The sequence below is a fragment of the Streptomyces sp. NPDC047014 genome (genome assembly GCF_040644195.1).
GTDB lineage: Bacteria > Actinomycetota > Actinomycetes > Streptomycetales > Streptomycetaceae > Streptomyces.
The window spans coordinates 1-20426 of record NZ_JBEYVX010000082.1 but is presented as its reverse complement, the minus strand read 5'-3'; the positions used below and the strand labels follow the sequence as shown (position 1 = coordinate 20426).

Sequence of the window (20426 nt, the reverse complement as noted above, 5' to 3'; positions counted from 1 at the left end):
CTCCGGGGCCGGGGCCCGATGCGGGCGGTGATCCGTAGAGTGGGGGGATGCTTTTCGAACCACGTTCAGGGCGGCTGGCCGCCTGGGGGAACGCGCTGCTGGCCGGTCTGGTCTCGCCCGACGAGGCCGCGATGTCGATCGTGGGCGAGGACGCCGTGCACCGGGTGGCGGGGCTGCCGGGCGAGGCGGGCCCGGTGGGGCTGACGCTGGCGCTCGGGCGGCTGCGGGCGCTGGGGGTGAGCGGGCTGCGGGTGGCGCTGCCGGTGCCGGGGCATCCGCTGGGGCTCAGCGGGCCGCCGGAGTTCAACGCGCGGGCGCTGGAGTCCGAGGAGGCGGTGATCGCGGTGGGGGCGGCGCTGGGTCTCGTCCCGGAGGTGGCGGAGGCGGGGCCGGCGGGGGATGTGCATGTGTCGGTGACCTGGCACTGCCTGCCGGTACGGGAGGCACCGCCCGCGGACGTGCCCTCGCTGGGCGAGGCGGAGCGGGAGCTGGCGGAGGCGCTGCGCGAAGCGACGGTGGTGCTGACCCGGCTGGACGTGGCGGGCTCCGGGCCGATGGCGGAGGCGGCGCTGTCGGCGTACCGGGCGCGGGCCGAGGCGGGGGCCGGGCGGGAGGCGCTGGCGCCGGGGTATCCGCCGCGGGCGGTGCGGGTGCTGGCGCTGGCGCAGCGGGTGGACCTGATGGTGTCGCTGGCGTACGAGAGCGGGCACGGCGGGGCGGTGGCCGCCTCGGAGATGGCGGCGCGGGCGGAGGCGCTTCGGCCCGTGGAGCGGGTGGCTCGGCGGGCGCTCGTGGCCGCGTACAACTCGGCCGTGGAGCGGTACTAGGCCGGACCGGCCGGCGCCGGGGCTTGCGGGGCTCCGCCCCACACCCCGCGCCTCAAACGCCGGCGGGGCTGGATTGGGCGCGGCGGGGTGGCCCCGCTTCCTGGGGAGGGGGGAAGCGGGGCCCGAGGAGTTGGTCAGGCGTTGGTGGCGGTGTTGCCGAAGGCCGGGTTCAGGAGGCCGATCACCGTGACCGCGTTGCCCGCGAGGTTCACCGGGACGCTCACCGGGACCTGGAGCAGGTTCCCTGAGGCCACGCCGGGCGAGTTCAGGGCCGCGCCCTCCGCCGACGCACCGCCGTGCGCCGAGGAGACACCCGCGCCGGCGGCGAGGAGGCCGCCCGCGATCATGGTGATGGCTGCGGCCTTCTTGACGTTCTTCACTCTTCGTCCTCCAGTGCATCGGCCGCGACCAGCCGTCGCGGCACGCCATGGAGAACGGTCCCCCGCCGCCAGGGATACGCCATGTGGGCTACATACACCCGACGGTATGAATCTCCGACCGGAAGAAGACGGTCCGATTCGGCCGTTTCACTCCGCCATTCCGTGCCTGACCGCCCACAACGCGGCCTGCGTCCGGTCGGAGAGGTCCAGTTTCATCAGGATGTTCGAGACGTGCGTCTTGACCGTCTTCTCCGACAGCACCAGGGCCCGCGCGATCTCGCGGTTGGAGCGCCCGTCCGCGATGAGGCCCAGGACCTCCCGCTCGCGCTCGGTCAGCGAGCCGGACCGGCCCGCCGCGGGGCCCTGCTCCTCCGGCGCGAGCAGCGCCCCCGCCACCTCGGGCTGGAGCAGGACGTGGCCGGCGTGCACCGAGCGGACGGCCCCGGCCAGGGCCTCGGGGTCGATGTCCTTGTAGACGTATCCTGCCGCCCCGGCCCGCAGCGCGGGCACAGCCGTCCGCTGCTCCGTGAAGCTGGTGACGACGAGCACCCGGGCGGGGTTCGCCAGCGCGCGCAGCCGCCGCAGTGCCTCGATGCCGTCGGTGCCCGGCATCTTGACGTCCATCAGGATCACATCGGGCCGCAGCTCCTCGGCGCGGGCGATGCCCTCCTCCCCGTCGGACGCCTCCCCGACCACCTCGATGTCCTCCTGGACCTCCAGGAAGGTCCGCAGCCCGCGGCGGACGACCTGGTGGTCGTCGACGAGCAGGACGCGGATACGGCCGCCGCTCCGGCCGGTGCCGTCAGCCACCGGGAACCTCCATCTCGATCGTGGTGCCCCGGCCGGGCGCCGAGTGCACGGCGAGCCGGCCGCCGACGCCGCCGGCCCGGTCCCGCATGGACACCAGGCCCAGGTGGCGGCCCGCGCGGCGCACGGTCCGGGGGTCGAAGCCCTTGCCGGAGTCCACGACGGTGAGGACCGCCCCGCCGGCGGAGGTCCGGGCCAGGGTGACCTCGACCCGGTCGCCCTCCGAGTGGCGCAGGGCGTTGTGCAGGGCCTCCTGGGCGACGCGGAGCACCGCTTCCTCCTGGGCCGCGGGCAGCGCCCGCACGCCCTCGCTCGCGAAGGTGACCCGGGCCGTGTGCGCGCGGTCGAGGACCTGGACATGGGTGCGCAGGGTCGCGACGAGGCCGTCGTCGTCCAGGGCGGCCGGGCGCAGCTCGGTGACGGCGGCCCGCAGCTCGTCGGCCGCCTCCGCCGCGAGGACGGCCACCTGGTGGAGCTCGTCCTTGGCGCGGGCCGGGTCGCGGTCGACGAGGGCGGCCGCCGCCTGGGCGGTGAGGCGCAGGGAGAACAGCTTCTGGCTGACGGCGTCGTGCAGCTCGTGCGCGAGGCGGGAGCGCTCCTCGGCGATGGTCAGCTCGCGGCTGCGTTCGTAGAGGCGGGCGTTGGTGAGGGCGATCGCGGCGTGCTGGGCGAGGAGGGAGAGCAGCCGCTGGTCCTCGTCGGTGAAGCCCCGGCCGCCGTCCGGGCCGGGGCGCTTGTTCGCCAGGAAGAGGGCGCCCAGGGTCTCCTCGCCGTCGCGCACGGGCATGCCGAGGAAGTCGGACATCTCGGGGTGCGCCTCGGGCCAGCCCTCGAAGCGGGGGTCCTTTCGTACGTCGGCCAGGCGCTCGGGGCCGCCCTCGTGGAGCATCGCGGCGAGGATGCCGTGCTGGCGGGGCAGCGGGCCGATGCTGCGCCACTGCTCGGCGCTGACGCCGTCGACGACGAACTGGGCGAAGCCGCCGTGGTCGTCCGGGACGCCCAGGGCCGCGTACTCGGCGTCCAGGAGCTCGCGGGCCGAGGCGACGATCGTGCGCAGGACGTCGCGGACCTCCAGGCGGCGGCTCATGGCGAGCAGGGCGGTGCTCACCGCGGCGAGGCCGCTGTGGGGTCCGCCCTGCGGGGGGCTACCGGTCATGGGCTCACCGTACCCGCGGCCGTGACCTGCGGGATCGGGCTCCGGTCGTAGGTCCAAGGTCCGCCCGGGGTGGGGCCGCCGGCCGAGGCGGGGGCGGGTGGGGCCTTCCTAGGTTGGGGGCATCTGCTGATCCATACGAAGGACGAGGGTGCGGTCATGGCGGTGGCGATCGTGACGGGGGCTTCCCGGGGGCTGGGCCGGGCGCTGGCGGAGGGGCTGGCGGCGCGCGGCTGGGATCTGGTGCTGGGTGCGCGGGGCGCGGGGGCGCTGGAGGAGGCGGCGGCCGGGCTGCGGGGGCCGGGCGGGGGCGGGCCGCGGGTGGTGGCGGTGGCCGGGGACGTGTCCTCGGGGGCGTACCGGGCCTCGCTGGTGGCGGCGGCGCGGGAGCTGGGCGGGCTGGACCTGCTGGTGAACAACGCGGGGGTGCTGGGGGCGGAGCCGCTGGTGCCGCTGGCGGTACAGCCGCTGGCCGGGCTGCGGGAGGCGTTCGAGGTGAATGTGGTGGGCGCGCTGGGGCTGGTGCAGGAGGGGCTGCCGCTGCTGAGGGCCGCGCGGGCGGGGGCGGTGCTGAACATCAGCTCGGACGCGGCGGTGGTGGCGTACGGGACGTGGGGGGCCTACGGGGCGACCAAGGCGGCCGGGGATCTGGTGTCGGCGGTGCTGGCGGTGGAGGAGCCGGGGCTGCGGGTGTGGTGGGCGGATCCGGGGTCGATGCGGACGCGGATGATGGCGGCGGCGGAGCCGGACGAGGAGCTGGCGGGCCTGCCGACGCCGGAGGAGGTGGCTCCGCTGCTGCTGCGGCTGCTGGACCGGGATCTGCCGGGCGGGCGGTGGACGGCGGAGTCGCTGGCGGCGGAGAAGGCGGCGGCGGGGACACCGGGGGCGGGGGCCGGGACGGACCGCGGGGCGGGCCGGTGAGCGGGGGCGCCCGGCCCGGAACCGGGACCCTTCCGGAAGCAGGACCGCATATAAGGGACATTCCACGCGAACTACTGGCCCGTATCCCCGCCGAGCAGCGGGGCCCCGGCCTCGGCCGGGACGCGGTGCGGCTGCTGGTGTCCCACGGGGCCGAGCGGGTCTCGCTGCACGCCTTCCGGGAGCTGCCGGAGCAGCTGCGGGCCGGGGACGTGCTGGTGGTGAACACCTCGGCCACCCTGGCCGCCGCCGTGGACGCCCGGCTGGGCGGCGAGGAGGTGGTGGTGCACTTCTCCACCCGGGGGGACGACGGCCGCTGGGCGGTGGAACTGCGCACTCCGGCCGCCCGGGGCACCACCCGCCCGCACCCCGGGGGCCCCGCCGGGGCGGTGGTGGAGCTGCCGGGCGGGCGGCGCCTGGTGCTGGACCGGCCCCTCGTGGCGGGCGCGGACCGGCTGTGGTGGGCCCGCCCCTCCCCCGCGCACGAGGTCCCCGCGCTGCTGCGGGAGCACGGGCGGCCGATCCGGTACGCGTACACCGAGCGGGACCAGCCGCTGTCGGCGTACCAGACGGTCTTCGCGGTCCCGGCGGCCGACGGCTCGGGCTCGGCGGAGATGCCCAGCGCGGGCCGGCCCTTCACGGCGGAGCTGGTGGCGCGGCTGGTGGACCGCGGGGTGCGGATCGCTCCGCTGACCCTGCACACCGGGGTGGCCTCGCAGGAGGCGCACGAGCCGCCGTACCCGGAGCGGTACGCGGTGCCGGCGGCCACGGCGGCGCTGGTGAACGCCGCCCGGGCGGCCGGCGGGCGGGTGCTCGCGGTGGGGACCACGGCGGTACGGGCCCTGGAGTCGGCGGCGGACGGGCGGGGGCGGGTGCGCCCCGCCGCCGGGTGGACGGATCTGGTGGTGACCCCGGAGCGGGGGGTGCGGGTGGTGGACGGGCTGCTGACGGGGCTGCACGAGCCCGAGGCGTCGCACCTTCTGATGCTGGAGGCGGTGGCGGGGCGTGCCGCCGTACGCCTGGGGTATGCGCGCGCTCTGGCCGAGGGCTGCCTCTGGCACGAGTTCGGCGACGTCCATCTCCTCCTCAGGGAGGAGAGCCGTCACGGAATGAATTGCTCAAGCAACTCATGGTGAAACCGTTACGTGCCCGATGTGAGCCCCGGCATAGGACCCACATCACTTACGAAGCTCCCTAGTGGACGCATAAAGGCGCTGTCAGCGCTGGCGGGCCTAGCGCCGGGGCCGGAATTCCGGTCCCGGCGCGCGCCCCTGATCCACTAAGCGGGATCGTACGTCACACCTTTGCCACAGGATTTTGCCGCCGCTAAGAATTGCTCCCGTCGCCAGGCGCCGCGGATCCCGGATCCGTACGGCGCCTCCCCGCGGCTCCCGCTATTCGAAGAGGTTGCCCCGCCATGTCTGCTTCCCGCACTCCCGGTCACAGTCGTCTGACGAAGGCACACAAGCTGTCCATCGCCGGTGTCGCGACGCTCAGCGCCGCCGCCGTCGCCTTCTCCCTCGTCCCCGCCGACGCCTCGGAGACGGAGACCACCATCTCCGCCGCCCCCGTCGCCTGGGCCCAGGCCGTGAACGGCACGCAGACGAAGGCTCTGTACGGCCACCTCTCCAGCCAGCAGGTCATCGCCGAGGCCAACGCCAAGGCCGCCGCCGCCAAGGCGAAGGCCGCCGCCGTGGCCGCGAAGGCCAAGGCCGACGCGGACGCCAAGGCGAAGGCCGCGGCCGCCGCGAAGAAGGCCCGCGAGACCAAGGCCGCCGCCAGCCGCTCCGCCGCGCGCACCCCGGTGTTCGCGAACAACCTGGACGGCTGGATCAAGGAAGCCCTCTCCATCATGAAGCGCGAGGGCATTCCGGGCAGCTACGCCGGTATCCACCGCAACGTCATGCGGGAGTCCAGCGGCAACCCGATGGCCATCAACAACTGGGACATCAACGCCCGCAACGGCATCCCCAGCAAGGGCCTTCTCCAGGTCATCTACCCGACCTTCAAGACGTACCACGTCAAGGGCACCAAGTTCGACCAGTACGACCCGGTCGCCAACATCGTCGCCGCCTGCAACTACGCGGCCGACCGCTACGGCTCCATGGACAACGTCAACAGCGCCTACTAGGCCCGCGACGGCGGCGTACCTCTCGCCCCCCTGTGCTCATGCGCCTCAGGGCGGCACCCGGAATCCCGGGTGCCGCCCTGAGGCGTTTCGCGTGGCGCGGGGGCGGGCCCGCGGGGGTGCTAGTTGCCCGCGCGCATGACCTCGGGCTCGTGGCGGCGCAGCAGGCGCTGCACCAGGAAGCCGCAGGCGATGCCGAGCAGCAGCAGGATGATCAGGTTCAGGCTCCACTGGCCGACCGTGGCGTCCCAGAGCGGGTCGGTGTTGGTCGGGTTGTCGTGGTCCCACGGCGGCATGAGCTTGCCGAGGTTCAGCGTGCTGCCCGCGGCGGCGACGGCCCAGCGGGACGGCATCAGCCAGGCGAACTGCTCCAGGCCCGGGGAGTCGTAGACCTGGAAGAGGATGCCGGTGAAGACGACCTGGACGATCGCGAACATGACCAGCAGCGGCATCGTCTTCTCGGCGGTCTTCACCAGCGAGGAGATCACCAGGCCGAACATCATCGAGGTGAAGCCGAGCGCGATCACCGACACGCACAGCTCGACGGCCGGCGGCATCAGCAGGCCCTCGGCGGGCAGCTCGCGCGGGGCGAAGCCGATCGCGCAGATGATCACGCCCTGGATGGCCGTGATGAAGCCGAGGACGATCACCTTCGACATCAGGTACGCCGACCGGGACAGGCCGGTGGCGCGTTCCCGCTCGTAGATGACCCGTTCCTTGATCAGCTCACGGACGGAGTTGGCCGCGCCGGAGAAGCACATGCCGACGGCGAGGATCAGCATGATCGTGCCGGCGTCGCCGTTGAAGCGCGACGGCGGGGTCGGGGGCGCCAGGCCGAAGGTCGCGGGGATGACCGTGGAGACCACGCCCAGGACGGCGGGCAGGATGAGCATCAGGCCCATGAAGCCCTTGTCGGAGGCGATCACCGAGACGTAGCGGCGGATCAGCGTCCACAGCTGCGAGCCCCAGCCCTGCGGCTTGGTCGGGCGCATCTGCTGGGCGGAGGGCATGACCACCGGCTGCGGGGCGACCGCGTCGAGCTCGGCGGCGTACAGCTGGTAGTGCTGCGAGCCCTTCCAGCGGCCGGCCCAGTCGTAGTCGCGGTAGTTCTCGAAGGACGAGAAGACGTCCGCCCACGTGCTGTAGCCGAAGAAGTTCAGCGCGTCGTCCGGCGGGCCGAAGTAGGCCACGGAGCCGCCGGGGGCCATGACCAGCAGCTTGTCGCAGAGCGACAGCTCGGCCACCGAGTGCGTGACGACGAGTACGGTGCGGCCGTCGTCGGCGAGGCCGCGCAGCAGCTGCATGACATCGCGGTCCATGCCCGGGTCGAGGCCGGAGGTGGGCTCGTCCAGGAAGATCAGCGAGGGCTTGGTCAGCAGCTCCAGGGCCACGGACACGCGCTTGCGCTGACCACCGGAGAGCGCGGTGATCTTCTTGTCCTTGTGGATGTCGAGCTTGAGCTCGCGCAGCACCTCGTCGATACGGGCCGCGCGCTCGGACTCGGCGGTGTCGCCGGGGAAGCGGAGCTTGGCCGCGTACTTGAGGGCGGTGCTGACCTTCAGCTCCTTGTGCAGGATGTCGTCCTGCGGGACCAGGCCGATGCGCTGGCGGAGCTCCGCGAACTGCTTGTACAGGTTGCGGTTGTCGTAGAGGACGTCGCCCTGGTCGGCGGGCCGGTAGCCGGTCAGCGCCTTGAGCAGCGTGGACTTTCCGGAGCCGGAGGGGCCGATGACGCCGATCAGCGACTTCTCCGGGACGCCGAAGGTGACGTCCTTGAGGATCTGCTTGCCGCCGTCGACGGTGACCGTGAGGTGGCGGGCCGAGAAGGAGACCTCACCGGTGTCGACGAACTCCTCGAGACGGTCGCCGACGATGCGGAAGGTGGAGTGGCCGACGCCGACGATGTCGTTCGGGCCGAGGAGCTGGGTGCCGGACTTCGGCAGGGCCTGGCCGTTGACGTAGGTGCCGTTGTGGCTGCCGAGGTCGCGGATCTCGAAGCGGCCGCCGGGCATCGAGTGGAACTCGGCGTGGTGGCGGGAGACCTGGAGGTCGGAGACCACCAGCTCGTTCTCCAGGGCGCGGCCGATCCGCATGACGTGGCCCAGCGCGAGGTGGTGGAACGTCGTCGGGCTGCGGTCGTTGTGGCCGGGCGCGGAGCCCTGGGCCGCCGCCGGGCGGGCCTGCTGGTGCGGGAGGTTCGCCTGCGGCTGCTGCGGCTGCTGGTGCTGCGGCGGCTGCTGCTGGTTCCAGGCGGGCTGGGCCTGCTGCTGAGGCTGCTGCGGGACCTGGTAGGCCGGGGCCTGCGGCGGGGCGTACGCCGGGGGCGCGGCCTGGTGGCCGTGCTGCGGCTGCGGCGCGTGCTGGGCCTGCTGCGCGTGCGGGGCCGCGGCCGGCTGGGGCGCGGTGGCGCTGAAATCCAGCCGCGGGCCGTCGGTGGCGTTGCCCAGGTGGACCGGCGTACCGGGCACCAGAGCCGTCTGCTGGACCCTGGCTCCGTGCACATAGGTGCCGTTGGTGCTGCCGTGGTCCTCGATGCCCCAACCCTGGCCGTTCCAGGCGATGGTGGCGTGCCGCCACGACACCCGGGCATCGTCGATCACCACGTCCCCCTGGGGATCGCGCCCCAGCGAGTACGACCTGGACGGATCGAGCGTCCAGGTCCTTCCGTTCAATTCCAGTACGAGTTCCGGCACTCCAGCCCCACTTAAGTCCCCCGAGATTCCCCCATGACGTCAGGGAGTCTAGGGATGGCGAACATCCGGGGGAACTATTTCAGGCCCACAGCCGTATGGGGAATCCGGGCCATCGCGGGGCCGCCGCGCCCGCCTGCCAAACTCCCCCGCACCCCGCCATACGGGACTTCTCGCCCCCGGCGCACCCCCCGGAACCGCACGCCCCTCCCCCGGCGTCCCCCACTCCGGAACGGGCGGCGCGGACGTTCAGGGAGTGGGACGGGGGTCCTGCGCGGGGAAGCGGGAAGATACGGTGAGGGGACCATGAGCGCATCGCAGACCTCCGACGTCCCCACCCTCCTCGTCAAGATCTTCGGCAAGGACCGTCCCGGGATCACCGCCGGGCTGTTCGACACCCTCGCCGCCTACTCCGTCGACGTGGTCGACATCGAGCAGGTCGTCACCCGCGGCCGCATCGTCCTGTGCGCCCTCGTCACCCAGCCCGTCGGCGGTACCGAGGGCGATCTGCGGGCCACCGTCCACAGCTGGGCCGAGTCGCTCAAGCTGCAGGCCGAGATCCTCTCCGGCACCGGCGACAACCGGCCGCGCGGCATCGGCCGCTCCCACGTCACCGTGCTGGGGCACCCGCTGACCGCCGAGTCCACCGCCGCGATCGCCGCGAAGATCACCGGCACGGGCGGCAACATCGACCGTATCTTCCGGCTGGCCAAGTACCCGGTGACGGCCGTGGAGTTCGCCGTCTCCGGTGTGGAGACCGAGCCCCTGCGCACCGCGCTGGCCACCTCGGCCTCGCACATCGGCGTGGACGTGGCCGTGGTCTCGGCCGGTCTGCACCGCCGCGCCCAGCGGCTGGTCGTCATGGACGTGGACTCCACCCTCATCCAGGACGAGGTCATCGAGCTGTTCGCCGCCCACGCCGGCTGCGAGGCCGAGGTGGCCGAGGTCACCGAGCGGGCCATGCGCGGTGAGCTGGACTTCGAGCAGTCGCTGCACGCCCGGGTGGCGCTGCTGGCCGGGCTGGACGCCTCCGTGGTGGACAAGGTCCGCGCCGAGGTGCAGCTGACGCCGGGTGCGCGCACCCTGATCCGTACGCTCAAGCGGCTCGGCTACCAGGTGGGCGTGGTCTCGGGCGGCTTCACCCAGGTGACGGACGATCTGCGGGAGCGGCTGGGCCTGGACTTCGCCTCGGCCAACACCCTGGAGATCGTCGACGGGAAGCTGACCGGCCGGGTCACCGGCGAGATCGTGGACCGCGCGGGCAAGGCCCGGCTGCTGCGCCGCTTCGCCGCCGAGGCGGGGGTGCCGCTGGCGCAGACGGTGGCCATCGGCGACGGGGCCAATGACCTGGACATGCTGAACGCGGCCGGGCTGGGCGTGGCCTTCAACGCCAAGCCGGTGGTCCGCGAGGCCGCGCACACGGCGGTGAACGTGCCCTTCCTGGACGCGGTGCTGTACCTGCTGGGGATCACCCGCGAGGAGGTCGAGGCCGCCGACCTGGCCTGAGGCCCCCGCCCGGGGAACACCCCCGGCCCGGGCAGAGGGCCCCGGCAGCCGCACCGGCCGCCGGGGCCCTTCCGCGTCCGGGGCCGGCGTACCGGCTGCGGGCCTTCGGGCATACGGGCATACGGGCATACGGGCCTGAGTGCCTACGGGCTCAATGCCCCTTCGGCGTCCAGTAGTCGAGCAGTGTGCCCACCCCGTGCTCCAGGGACTTCCAGCTGCCGCTGAACGAGATGACCGCGAGGGCCGCCGTGGGGAATCCCGTACGGGTCATGCGCACCAGGGCGTCTCCCTCGGCACGGCCCGTGAGCAGGTCGGTGAGGGCGTGCATGCCGGGGTTGTGGCCGATGACGAGCAGGTCCGCGACCTCGTCGGGGGTCTCGTTGAGCAGTGCGACGAGCTCGCCCGGCGAGGCTTCGTAGAGCCGCTCCTCGTAGTGGGTCCTCGGGCGGTGCGGCATCTCCTGGACGGCGAGCTTCCAGGTCTCCCGGGTGCGGGCGGCGGTGGAGCAGAGGGCCAGGTCGAAGGCGATGCCGGTCTCGGCGAGCTTCAGTCCGACGGCCGGGGCGTCCTTGCGGCCCCGTTCCGCCAGCGGTCGTTCGTGGTCGGACACATCGGGCCAGTCGGCCTTGGCGTGCCGGAGGAGGGCGATCCTGCGGGGTGTGTCGGCGCTCATGGCTCCCAGCTTCGCACGAAACGGGTGGCGGGGCGCAGGGTGTTGAGGGGGCTCGTCCCCGGTGGTGAGGGGGCTCGGGAGGTCATCCGACGGCGCGCAGCAGCTGCTCCGCGACCTGCACGAGCCCCGAGACCTCGCCGGTGGCCGCGTGGGCCTCGCCGGAGCCGGCGAGGAGCAGCAGCAGGAAGCCGAAGGCGAGGGCGGGCAGGGCCAGCGCCCACCAGTGCAGCCGGGTGCCCGGACCGACGGCGGTCCGCCTGCAGGCGGCGGCCGGGAGGGGCCGGACGTCTACGAAGGGCCGGGCGCCCGGGAGGGGCCGGGTGGGCGTGGGGACCGGCATGGCCGCCTCCGTGGGGTGTGTGGTCCGGACTGGCTCGCTGCCTTCGAATCTATGGATTCGCGGCGGCGGTTCCCATCCGGGGCACACCCCACTTCACCCTGAGCCTGACCCCCTAGGGGTCGGGGGGTTTTCCCTACCCCCTCAGGGGGAGGCGACCGTGGCGATGACGGAGATGACCACGGTGATGGCGAGGATGGCGCCGAGGACGAGGCCGAGCTTCCGGCGGCCGCCCTGCGGGTTCGGTTCGAGTACGGGGGACATGCGGGTCAGTCTCGCATGCCGCATTCGTCCTCGATCGTGCGGTCCCGGCCCGCGAGCACACCGAGGGCGATCTGCGGGACGAGCAGCCCCGCCATCAGGGCGAGCGGCAGGTCCCAGCCGCCGCTGTGCTGGTAGAGGGTGCCCACGACGAGCGGCCCGGGCAGGGAGATCAGGTAGCCGGTGCTCTGGGCGAAGGCGGAGAGCCTGACCACCCCGGCCGGGGACTTGGCGCGCAGTCCGATCAGGGTGATGACGAGCGGGAACGCGCAGTTCGAGACGCCGAGCAGCAGCGCCCAGGCCCAGGCTCCGGCGGCGGGGGCGAGGTACAGCCCGAGGTAGCCGGTGAGGCCGAAGACGCCGAGGGTGACGGCGATGGCCCCCTGGTTTCGCATCCGGCCGGCCAGGTTGGGGATGACGAAGGCCAGCGGGACGCCCATGACCATGGTGACGGCGAGGAGCACGCCGGCGGTGGAGGCGGAGACCCCGGCGTCGCGGAAGATCTGCGGGAGCCAGCCCATGGTGATGTACGCGCCGGTGGCCTGGAGGCCGAAGTAGCAGGCGAGAGCCCAGGCGGTGCGGCTGCGGACCACGCGCGGTCCGGCGTCGGCACGCGCCGGGGCGCCGGTGGCCGGGCCCTCGGCGGTACGGGCGGCCCGGTCGGCCCGCCGCGCGGCGCGGGCGAGGGGCAGCCAGAGCAGGGCGGCGGCCAGGGCGAGGGCGGCCCAGAGCAGCAGCCCGGCGCGCCAGCTGCCGCCGAGGGCGGCGGTCAGGGGCACGGTCGCGGCGGCGGCGAGGGAGGTCCCGGCGGCGAGGGCCATGGAGTACAGGCCGGTCATGGTGCCGACGCGGTCCGGGAAGTAGCGCTTGACGATCACCGGGAGCAGGACGTTGGTCAGGGCGATGCCCGCCAGCGAGAGGGCGCTCGCGGCGAGGAAGCCGGCGGCGCCGTCCGCGAAGGGGCGCAGCAGCAGCCCGGCGGCGACGGCGGCCATACCGGCGCAGACGACGGCGACGGGGCCGAAGCGGCGGGAGAGCCGGGGCGCGGTGACGCCGAAGACGGCGAAGCAGAGGGCGGGGACGGAGGTGATGAGTCCGGCGACGGTGCCGCTCATGCCGAGGCCGGTGCGGGTCTCCTCGAAGAGGGCACCGAGGCTGGTGATGGCGGGGCGCAGGTTGAGGGCGGCCAGCACGATTCCGACGATGAGCAGCGGACCGAGCCAGGCCGGCGGGGCCGGCTCCGCGGGTACGGGGGCGGGGGTCGCGGGGCGGGCGGCGGCGGGCCGGTCGAGGGTCCGGATCTTTTCGTCGGGCATCCATCCATCATAGAATCATGGGATGATTGGTTGTCCAGTCGCCCGACAAGCCAGTCGCCCGACACGCCAGTCACACCTCACATCCCGTCACTCCCCCGTCGCTCCGTCACTCCGCGAGAGGAACCCATGCCGCTGTCCTCGCCCCGGCGCTCCGCGCTCGTCGATCAGGTGATCGCCCAGCTGCGCAACCAGATCACCTCCGGCGAGTGGCCCGTGGGCGCCCGCATCCCCACCGAGCCGGAGCTCGTGGAACTGCTCGGCGTCGCCCGCAACACCGTGCGCGAGGCCGTGCGCGCGCTGGCGCACAACGGCCTCCTGGACATCCGGCAGGGCTCGGGCACGTACGTCCTCGCCACCAGCGAGCTGGCCGGGGTCATGCACCGGCGGTTCTCGGGGGCCGATCCCCGGCACATCGCGGAGCTGCGCTCGACGCTGGAGTCCTCGGCCGCCCGACTCGCGGCGGAGCGGCGTACCGAGCGGGACCTGGCGCAGCTCGACGCCCTGCTCGCGCGCCGCGAGGAGGCGTGGGCGAGCGGTGACGCGGAGGTGTTCGTCGCGGCGGACGTGAGCCTGCACATGGCGGTGGTGACGGCCTCGCACAACGAGGTGCTGATCGAGCTGTACGCCGACCTCGGGGACCTGGTGGCGGACTGGCTGCGCACCGACGTGGGCACCGAGCTGCAGCCGGCCGCCCATCTGGACCACGCCCGCCTGATCGAGGCCATCCGGCGGGGCGACGGGGACACGGCCGCCTCGGAGGCGGCGGGCTACCCCTTCGCCTGCCTCGGCAAGGACGCCCCGGGGGACGCGGTCACGGCCGCCGGTGGCTGACCCAGGCGGCGCGGACCTCCTTCCAGCAGCGGCCGGTGAGCTCGGCGCGGCCGGCCGGTCCGACGGCCACGGCCGCGCCGTCGCCGTCCACGTCCCACCAGCGGTCGCATTCGATGTGCAGGCGGACCAGGTCGGTGGCGGGGTAGGCGTTGTGGCAGTGGACCGTCACCTGGGATCCCTCGATGGCGGTGTCGCAGTCGGCTCCGAAGAGTTCCCCGGCGGCGGGCCGGGAGGGTGGTGCGGGGGGCTCGGCGGGGATCTCGGAGAGGTCCACCACGGCGGGTGCGACGGCGCCGGGGCCGGGCGCGGTCTCGTCCCCCGCGGGCTCCGCGGCCACCGCCGGGACCAGGAATCCGGTCAGGACCACGGAGGTGACCAGTATCGACACCGCTCGGCTGGGCCTCGTACGCACTCCTACCTCCTCCCCGCAGGAGCCGGGGCGATCCCGACCCGGTCAGTTTGCAGGCATACGTCCCGGTTTTCGACTCGGAAAGATCCCCCCGGCCGGTGAACATCCGAGCGAAGCGCCCCCGCGGCCGGACCTCCCACGCGAAACGGCGGCGGCCGCGCCTCCCGGAAGGGGAGGCGCGGCCGCCGCCGTACGGACACGGGGTCCTGAGCGGGATCAGGCGCCCATCGCGTGCAGGCCGCCGTCCACGTGGACGATCTCGCCGGTGGTCCGCGGGAACCAGTCCGACAGCAGGGCGACGACGCCCTTGCCCGCCGGCTCCGGGTCGCTCATGTCCCACTCCAGCATGGAGCGGGAGTTCCAGACCTCCGCCAGCTCCGAGAAGCCCGGGATGGACTTGGCGGCCATCGAGCCGATCGGACCGGCCGAGACCAGGTTGCAGCGGATGCCCTCCTTGCCCAGGTCACGGGCGAGGTAGCGGCTGGTGGCCTCCAGCGCGGCCTTGGCCGGGCCCATCCAGTCGTACTGCGGCCAGGCGAACTGCGCGTCGAAGGTGAGGCCGACGACGGCCGCGCCCTCCGCCGGGAACAGCGGCTTGCAGGCCATGGTCAGCGACTTGAGGGAGAACGCCGAGACGTGCATGGCGGTGGCCACCGACTCGAACGGCGTGTTCAGGAAGTTGCCGCCGAGGGCGTCCTGCGGGGCGAAGCCGATCGAGTGGACGACACCGTCGAGGCCGCCGAGCTCGTCGCGGACGAGACCCTCCAGGCGGTCCAGGTGCTCCTGGTTGGTGACGTCGAGCTCGATCACCTTGACCGGCTTGGGCAGCTTCTTGGCGATGCGCTCGGTCAGCGACGGACGCGGCCACGCGGTCAGGACGACCTCCGCGCCCTGCTCCTGGGCCAGCCGGGCGGTGTGGAACGCGATGGAGGACTCCATCAGCACGCCGGTGATGAGGACGCGCTTGCCCTCGAGGATTCCGCTCATGGTGATCAGTGACCCATGCCCAATCCGCCGTCAACGGGAATGACGGCTCCGGTGATGTACGCGGCGTCGTCGGACGCCAGGAAGCTGACGGCGGCCGCGATCTCCTCGGGCTGCGCGTAGCGGGCGAGCGGCACCTGAGCCACGATGCCGGCGCGCTGCTCGTCCGTGAGGACCTTCGTCATGTCGGTGTCCACGAAGCCGGGCGCGACGACGTTGAAGGTGATGTTGCGGGAGCCCAGCTCGCGGGCGAGCGAGCGGGCGAAGCCGACGAGCGCGGCCTTGGAGGCGGCGTAGTTGGCCTGGCCGGCCGAGCCGAGGAGGCCCACGACCGAGGAGATCAGGACGACGCGGCCCTTCTTGGCGCGGAGCATGCCGCGGTTCGCGCGCTTGACCACGCGGAAGGTGCCGGTGAGGTTGGTGTCGACGACCGAGGCGAAGTCCTCCTCGGACATGCGCATCAGCAGCGTGTCCTTGGTGATGCCCGCGTTGGCCACCAGGACCTCGACCGCGCCGTGGGCTTCCTCGATCTGCTTGTACGCCTGCTCCACCTGCTCGGAGTCGGTGATGTCGCACCGCACCGCCAGGACACCGAGAGAGGTCAGCGCCTCCGGGGGCTCCCCCGACCGGTACGTGATCGCGACCTTGTCGCCGGCCTCGGCGAAGGCTCGGGCGATGGCGAGGCCGATGCCCCGGTTTCCTCCGGTGACGAGAACCGAGCGGCTCAACGGATCACCCTTTCGCTAGCGGTCTGGATACCGAAAACCTATAGGTCGGGGCGGTCGTACGGAGAATCGACCCCCGACAGGGCCACGGGACGGGCTCTGTCGAGTCCCTACAGAAAGAGGTAGGCACGAGGCCCCTGCTCGCGACATGATCGGTGGGACCGTCCCCGACCCCTGGAGGGCTTCCGTGCCCCATTCCCTCGACGCGGCCTTCACCGCGCTGCCCCTGCGGGCGCTCGCCGACGCGGCGCTCGCCCGGGCCCGCGCGCTGGGCGCCGAGCATGCCGACTTCCGGCTGGAGCGGATCCGCAGCGCGTCCTGGCGCCTGCGCGATGCCAAGCCCGCCGGCGGGTCCGACACCACCGACCTCGGATACGCGGTCAGGGTGGTGCACGGAGGCAGCTGGGGGTTCGCCTCCGGCGTGGACCTGACCATGGACGGCGCGGCCCGGGTGGCCTCGCAGGCCGTGGCGATGGCGAAGCTGTCCGCCCAGGTGATCAAGGCGGCCGGTTCGGACGAGCGGGTGGAGCTGGCGGACGAGCCGGTGCACGCCGACCGGACGTGGATCTCGGCCTACGACGTGAACCCCTTCGAGGTGCCGGACTCCGACAAGGCGGCCCTCCTCGCGGACTGGAGCGCCCGGCTGCTCGCGGCCGACGGGGTCGCGCACGTGGACGCCTCCCTGCTCGCCGTGCACGAGAACAAGTTCTACGCCGACACCGCGGGCACCACGACCACCCAGCAGCGGGTCCGCGTCCACCCGCAGCTCACGGCGGTGGCCGTCAACGGCTCCACCGGCGAGTTCGACTCGATGCGCACCATCGCCCCGCCCACCGGGCGCGGCTGGGAGTACCTGACCGGCACCGGCTGGGACTGGGACTCGGAGCTGGAGCAGATCCCCGGCCTGCTGGCGGAGAAGATGCGCGCGCCGAGCGTGCAGGCCGGCCGCTACGACCTGGTCGTGGACCCGTCCAACCTGTGGCTGACCATCCACGAGTCCATCGGCCACGCCACCGAGCTCGACCGGGCGCTGGGCTACGAGGCGGCGTACGCGGGGACCTCCTTCGCCACCTTCGACCAGCTGGGCAAGCTCACCTACGGCTCCCCGATCATGAACGTGACGGGCGACCGCACCGCCGAGCACGGCCTGGCCACCGTCGGCTTCGACGACGAGGGCGTCGAGGCGCAGAGCTGGGACCTGGTCAAGGACGGCACCCTGGTCGGCTACCAGCTGGACCGGCGGATCGCGAAGCTGACCGGGCTGGGCCGCTCCAACGGCTGCGCCTTCGCGGACTCCCCCGGGCACGTGCCCGTGCAGCGGATGGCGAACGTCTCGCTCCAGCCGGATCCGGGCGGGCTGTCCACCGAGGACCTGATCGGCGGGGTGGAGCGCGGGATCTACGTGGTCGGTGACCGCTCCTGGTCGATCGACATGCAGCGCTACAACTTCCAGTTCACCGGGCAGCGCTTCTTCCGCATCGAGAACGGCCGGCTGGCCGGGCAGCTGCGCGATGTGGCCTACCAGGCCACCACCACCGAGTTCTGGGGCTCCATGGAGAAGGTCGGCGGCCCGCAGACCTATGTCCTGGGCGGCGCCTTCAACTGCGGCAAGGCCCAGCCGGGCCAGGTCGCGGCGGTCTCGCACGGCTGCCCGTCCGCGCTGTTCCGCGACGTGAACATCCTGAACACCACGCAGGAGGCCGGCCGATGAGCCGATCGACCAAGCCGCACGAGATCGTCGAGCGGGCCCTGGAGCTGTCCACCGCCGACGGATGCGTCGTCATCGCGGACGAGGAGTCGAGCGCGAACCTGCGCTGGGCGGGCAACGCCCTGACCACCAACGGCGTCACCCGCGGCCGGACCCTGACCGTCATCGCGACGGTCGACGGCCGGGAGGGCACGGCCTCGGGGGTCGTCTCGCGCTCCGCCGTCACCGCGGAGGAGCTGGAGCCGCTGGTGCGGGCCGCCGAGGCGGCCGCCCGGGGGGCCGGTCCCGCCGAGGACGCGCAGCCGCTGGTCACCGGGACCCCGGCCTCGCCGGACTTCACCGACGCGCCGGCCGAGACCGGTTCGGCGGTGTTCGCGGACTTCGCCCCGGCCCTCGGTGAGGCGTTCGCGCGGGCCCGCGCGGGCGGCCGCGAGCTGTACGGCTTCGCCCACCACGAGCTGGTCTCCACGTACGTCGGCACCTCCACGGGCCTGCGGCTGCGCCACGACCAGCCCACGGGCACGCTGGAGCTCAACGCGAAGTCCCCGGACCGCCGGCGCTCGGCCTGGGCGGGCCGGTCCACCCGGGACTTCAAGGACGTGGACCCGACCGCGCTGGACGCGGAGCTCGCCGTACGGCTGGGCTGGGCGGAGCGGAAGATCGATCTGCCCGCCGGCCGGTACGAGACCCTGCTCCCGCCGACGGCCGTCGCGGACCTGATGATCTACCAGATGTGGTCGGCGGCGGCCCGGGACGCGGTGGAGGGCCGTACGGTCTTCTCCAAGCCCGGCGGCGGCACCCGGGTCGGGGAGCGGCTCACCGGGCTGCCGCTGACCCTGCGCAGCGACCCGAACGCGCCGGGCCTGGAGTCCGCGCCCTTCGTCGTGGCGCACAGCTCCGGCGACGACGCCTCGGTCTTCGACAACGGCCTGCCCGTCCCGGCGACCGAGTGGATCAAGGACGGCGAGTTGGCCCGGTTGTCCACGACCCGGCACACCGCCGGGCTGACCGGTCTGCCGCTCTCCCCCGGCTTCGGGAACCTGATCCTGGACGGCGGGGGCGAGAAGTCCCTGGACGAGATGGTGGCGGACACCGAGCGGGGCCTGCTGCTGACCTGCCTGTGGTACATCCGCGAGGTGGACCCGGCGACGCTGCTGCTGACGGGCCTGACCCGGGACGGGGTCTACCTGGTGGAGAACGGGCAGGTCGTGGGCGAGGTGAACAACTTCCGCTTCAACGAGTCCCCCGTGGACCTGCTGTCCCGGGCCACGGAGGCCGGGCGGACGGAGAAGACCCTGCCGCGCGAGTGGAGCGACTGGTTCACACGCGCCGCGATGCCCGCCGTCCGCATCCCGGACTTCAACATGAGTTCGGTGAGCAAGGGCGTCTGATCCGTCTAGGCTGGCCCACCTAGACTGAGCACCGCATTTCCACAGAACGTAAGGAGCCGGGAGATCGTGACGGACATCGTCGACGAACTGAAGTGGCGCGGGCTGTTCGCCCAGTCCACCGACGAGGAAGCGCTGCGCAAAGCCTTCGCGGACGGTCCCGTCACCTTCTATTGCGGCTTCGACCCGACCGCCGCCTCGCTGCACGTGGGGCACCTGGTGCAGGTGCTCACCGTGCGACGGCTCCAGCTGGCCGGCCACCGGCCGCTGGCGCTGGTCGGCGGGGCCACCGGGCAGATCGGTGACCCGCGGCCGACGGCGGAGCGCACGCTGAACGACCCGGAGACCGTCGCGAACTGGGTGACGCGGCTGCGCACCCAGATCGAGCCGTTCCTCTCCTTCGAGGGCGAGAACGCGGCGCTGATGGTCAACAACCTGGACTGGACGGCGGGCCTGTCCGCCATCGAGTTCCTGCGGGACATCGGCAAGCACTTCCGGGTCAACAAGATGCTGACGAAGGACTCGGTCGCCAAGCGGCTCGACTCCGACCAGGGCATCAGCTACACCGAGTTCAGCTACCAGCTGCTCCAGGGCATGGACTTCCTGGAGCTGTACCGGCGCTACGGCTGCGTGCTCCAGCAGGGCGGCTCCGACCAGTGGGGCAACCTGACGGCCGGGCTGGACCTGATCCACCGGGTGGAGCCGGGCGCGGTCGTGCACGCGCTGGCGACGCCGCTGATGGTCAAGGCGGACGGCACCAAGTTCGGCAAGTCCGAGAGCGGGGCCGTCTGGCTGGACCCGGAGATGACCACGCCGTACGCGTTCTACCAGTTCTGGCTGAATGTGGACGACCGGGACATCTCCACCTACATGCGGATCCTGTCCTTCAAGTCCCGCGAGGAGCTGGAGGAGCTGGAGGCGCAGACCGCCGAACGGCCGCAGGCGCGTGCCGCGCAGCGGGCGCTGGCGGAGGAGCTGACCGCGCTGGTGCACGGCGCGGACCAGTGCGCCGCCGTGATCGCCGCGTCGAAGGCGCTGTTCGGCCAGGGCGACCTGGCGGAGCTGGACGAGGCCACGCTCGCCGCGGCCCTGTCCGAGCTGCCGCACGCCTCGGTGGCGGAGCTGGGCCCGGTGGTGGACCTGTTCGCGGAGACGGGCCTGGTCGCGAGCAAGTCGGCCGCCCGCCGGACCGTGAAGGAGGGCGGTGCCTACGTGAACAACACGAAGGTCACCGCCGAGGACGCGGTCGCCGCGCCCGAGGACCTGCTGCACGGCCGCTGGCTGGTCCTGCGCCGGGGCAAGAAGAACCTGGCGGCGGTCGAGGTCACCGGCGCCTGACGCACGGCACGTGACGGAGGGGCCGGGGGGGGGGGGGGTGTGGGGGC

20 protein-coding genes are annotated in these 20426 nt (G+C 73.0%); 9 read left to right on the top strand and 11 right to left on the bottom strand.

The window, feature by feature from the left end; genetic code table 11:
* The first annotated feature begins 47 nt into the window (after window positions 1-47).
* A complete protein-coding gene (locus ABZ873_RS28340; RefSeq protein ID WP_360877613.1) occupies window positions 48-827 on the top strand; it encodes a hypothetical protein in 780 nt (259 codons plus the stop codon).
* A gap of 134 nt (window positions 828-961) precedes the next feature.
* Here the strand turns inward: ABZ873_RS28340 and ABZ873_RS28335 are convergent, their stop codons facing one another.
* The 3 genes from ABZ873_RS28335 to ABZ873_RS28325 form a co-directional block, all read right to left on the bottom strand.
* Window positions 962-1207, bottom strand: a complete 246-nt coding sequence (locus ABZ873_RS28335; RefSeq protein ID WP_360877611.1) for a chaplin — start codon at window positions 1205-1207, stop codon at window positions 962-964.
* Between the two features lie 147 nt (window positions 1208-1354).
* On the bottom strand, window positions 1355-2017 hold the full coding sequence (locus tag ABZ873_RS28330; protein WP_360877608.1) for a response regulator transcription factor: 663 nt from the start codon (window positions 2015-2017) through the stop codon (window positions 1355-1357).
* A complete protein-coding gene (locus tag ABZ873_RS28325) occupies window positions 2010-3170 on the bottom strand; it encodes a GAF domain-containing sensor histidine kinase (RefSeq protein WP_360877605.1) in 1161 nt (386 codons plus the stop codon). Before ABZ873_RS28325 ends, ABZ873_RS28330 begins: the two co-directional genes overlap by 8 nt.
* 156 nt (window positions 3171-3326) lie before the next feature.
* Between ABZ873_RS28325 and ABZ873_RS28320 the strand changes: the two genes are divergently transcribed.
* The 3 genes from ABZ873_RS28320 to ABZ873_RS28310 all read left to right on the top strand — a co-directional run bounded on the left by ABZ873_RS28320 (window position 3327) and on the right by ABZ873_RS28310 (window position 6216).
* Window positions 3327-4088 carry an SDR family oxidoreductase gene (locus ABZ873_RS28320; protein ID WP_360877602.1) on the top strand — a complete coding sequence of 254 codons (762 nt, stop codon included), beginning with the start codon at window positions 3327-3329 and terminating at the stop codon, window positions 4086-4088.
* 50 nt (window positions 4089-4138) lie between these two features.
* Window positions 4139-5221, top strand: coding sequence for an S-adenosylmethionine:tRNA ribosyltransferase-isomerase (locus tag ABZ873_RS28315; protein ID WP_360877639.1), 1083 nt, complete (start codon window positions 4139-4141; stop codon window positions 5219-5221).
* Between the two features lie 281 nt (window positions 5222-5502).
* Window positions 5503-6216 carry a transglycosylase SLT domain-containing protein gene (locus ABZ873_RS28310; protein WP_360877599.1) on the top strand — a complete coding sequence of 238 codons (714 nt, stop codon included), beginning with the start codon at window positions 5503-5505 and terminating at the stop codon, window positions 6214-6216.
* Between the two features lie 119 nt (window positions 6217-6335).
* Here the strand turns inward: ABZ873_RS28310 and ABZ873_RS28305 are convergent, their stop codons facing one another.
* On the bottom strand, window positions 6336-8906 hold the full coding sequence (locus ABZ873_RS28305) for an FHA domain-containing protein (RefSeq protein ID WP_360877596.1): 2571 nt from the start codon (window positions 8904-8906) through the stop codon (window positions 6336-6338).
* A 303-nt stretch (window positions 8907-9209) separates the two neighbouring features.
* Here ABZ873_RS28305 and serB point away from each other — a divergent pair, with 303 nt between their 5' ends.
* Window positions 9210-10409, top strand: a complete 1200-nt coding sequence (gene serB / locus ABZ873_RS28300; RefSeq protein ID WP_360877593.1) for a phosphoserine phosphatase SerB — start codon at window positions 9210-9212, stop codon at window positions 10407-10409.
* Window positions 10410-10560: 151 nt separating this feature from the next.
* Here the strand turns inward: serB and ABZ873_RS28295 are convergent, their stop codons facing one another.
* From ABZ873_RS28295 to ABZ873_RS28280, 4 genes are all read right to left on the bottom strand, one after another.
* Window positions 10561-11082: a histidine phosphatase family protein gene (locus ABZ873_RS28295; RefSeq protein WP_360877591.1), complete on the bottom strand. Its 522-nt coding sequence runs from the start codon at window positions 11080-11082 to the stop codon at window positions 10561-10563.
* A gap of 82 nt (window positions 11083-11164) precedes the next feature.
* Window positions 11165-11422, bottom strand: a complete 258-nt coding sequence (locus ABZ873_RS28290; protein WP_360877588.1) for a hypothetical protein — start codon at window positions 11420-11422, stop codon at window positions 11165-11167.
* Between the two features lie 141 nt (window positions 11423-11563).
* The gene (locus ABZ873_RS28285; RefSeq protein WP_360877585.1) at window positions 11564-11683 is read right to left on the bottom strand and encodes an SGM_5486 family transporter-associated protein; all 120 of its coding nucleotides are present in this window, start codon (window positions 11681-11683) and stop codon (window positions 11564-11566) included.
* 5 nt (window positions 11684-11688) lie between these two features.
* Entirely contained in the window at window positions 11689-12996 is a 1308-nt protein-coding gene (locus ABZ873_RS28280) for a CynX/NimT family MFS transporter (protein WP_360877582.1), read from the bottom strand.
* A 126-nt stretch (window positions 12997-13122) separates the two neighbouring features.
* Here ABZ873_RS28280 and ABZ873_RS28275 point away from each other — a divergent pair, with 126 nt between their 5' ends.
* A complete protein-coding gene (locus ABZ873_RS28275) occupies window positions 13123-13827 on the top strand; it encodes a FadR/GntR family transcriptional regulator (RefSeq protein ID WP_360877579.1) in 705 nt (234 codons plus the stop codon).
* Here ABZ873_RS28275 and ABZ873_RS28270 read toward each other — a convergent pair.
* The 3 genes from ABZ873_RS28270 to fabG form a co-directional block, all read right to left on the bottom strand.
* On the bottom strand, window positions 13808-14239 hold the full coding sequence (locus ABZ873_RS28270; protein WP_360877576.1) for a hypothetical protein: 432 nt from the start codon (window positions 14237-14239) through the stop codon (window positions 13808-13810). The two genes, ABZ873_RS28275 and ABZ873_RS28270, sit on opposite strands and share 20 nt — an antisense overlap.
* A gap of 213 nt (window positions 14240-14452) precedes the next feature.
* Entirely contained in the window at window positions 14453-15223 is a 771-nt protein-coding gene (gene fabI / locus ABZ873_RS28265; RefSeq protein WP_360877573.1) for an enoyl-ACP reductase FabI, read from the bottom strand.
* Window positions 15224-15228: 5 nt separating this feature from the next.
* The gene (gene fabG, locus ABZ873_RS28260) at window positions 15229-15948 is read right to left on the bottom strand and encodes a 3-oxoacyl-[acyl-carrier-protein] reductase (RefSeq protein WP_360877570.1); all 720 of its coding nucleotides are present in this window, start codon (window positions 15946-15948) and stop codon (window positions 15229-15231) included.
* Window positions 15949-16132: 184 nt separating this feature from the next.
* Between fabG and ABZ873_RS28255 the strand changes: the two genes are divergently transcribed.
* The 3 genes from ABZ873_RS28255 (at window position 16133) to tyrS (ending at window position 20379) form a co-directional block, all read left to right on the top strand.
* Window positions 16133-17656 carry a TldD/PmbA family protein gene (locus ABZ873_RS28255; protein WP_360877568.1) on the top strand — a complete coding sequence of 508 codons (1524 nt, stop codon included), beginning with the start codon at window positions 16133-16135 and terminating at the stop codon, window positions 17654-17656.
* Window positions 17653-19044 carry a metallopeptidase TldD-related protein gene (locus ABZ873_RS28250; protein ID WP_360877565.1) on the top strand — a complete coding sequence of 464 codons (1392 nt, stop codon included), beginning with the start codon at window positions 17653-17655 and terminating at the stop codon, window positions 19042-19044. Before ABZ873_RS28255 ends, ABZ873_RS28250 begins: the two co-directional genes overlap by 4 nt.
* A gap of 66 nt (window positions 19045-19110) precedes the next feature.
* Entirely contained in the window at window positions 19111-20379 is a 1269-nt protein-coding gene (gene tyrS, locus ABZ873_RS28245) for a tyrosine--tRNA ligase (RefSeq protein ID WP_360877562.1), read from the top strand.
* Window positions 20380-20426: the final 47 nt, after the last annotated feature.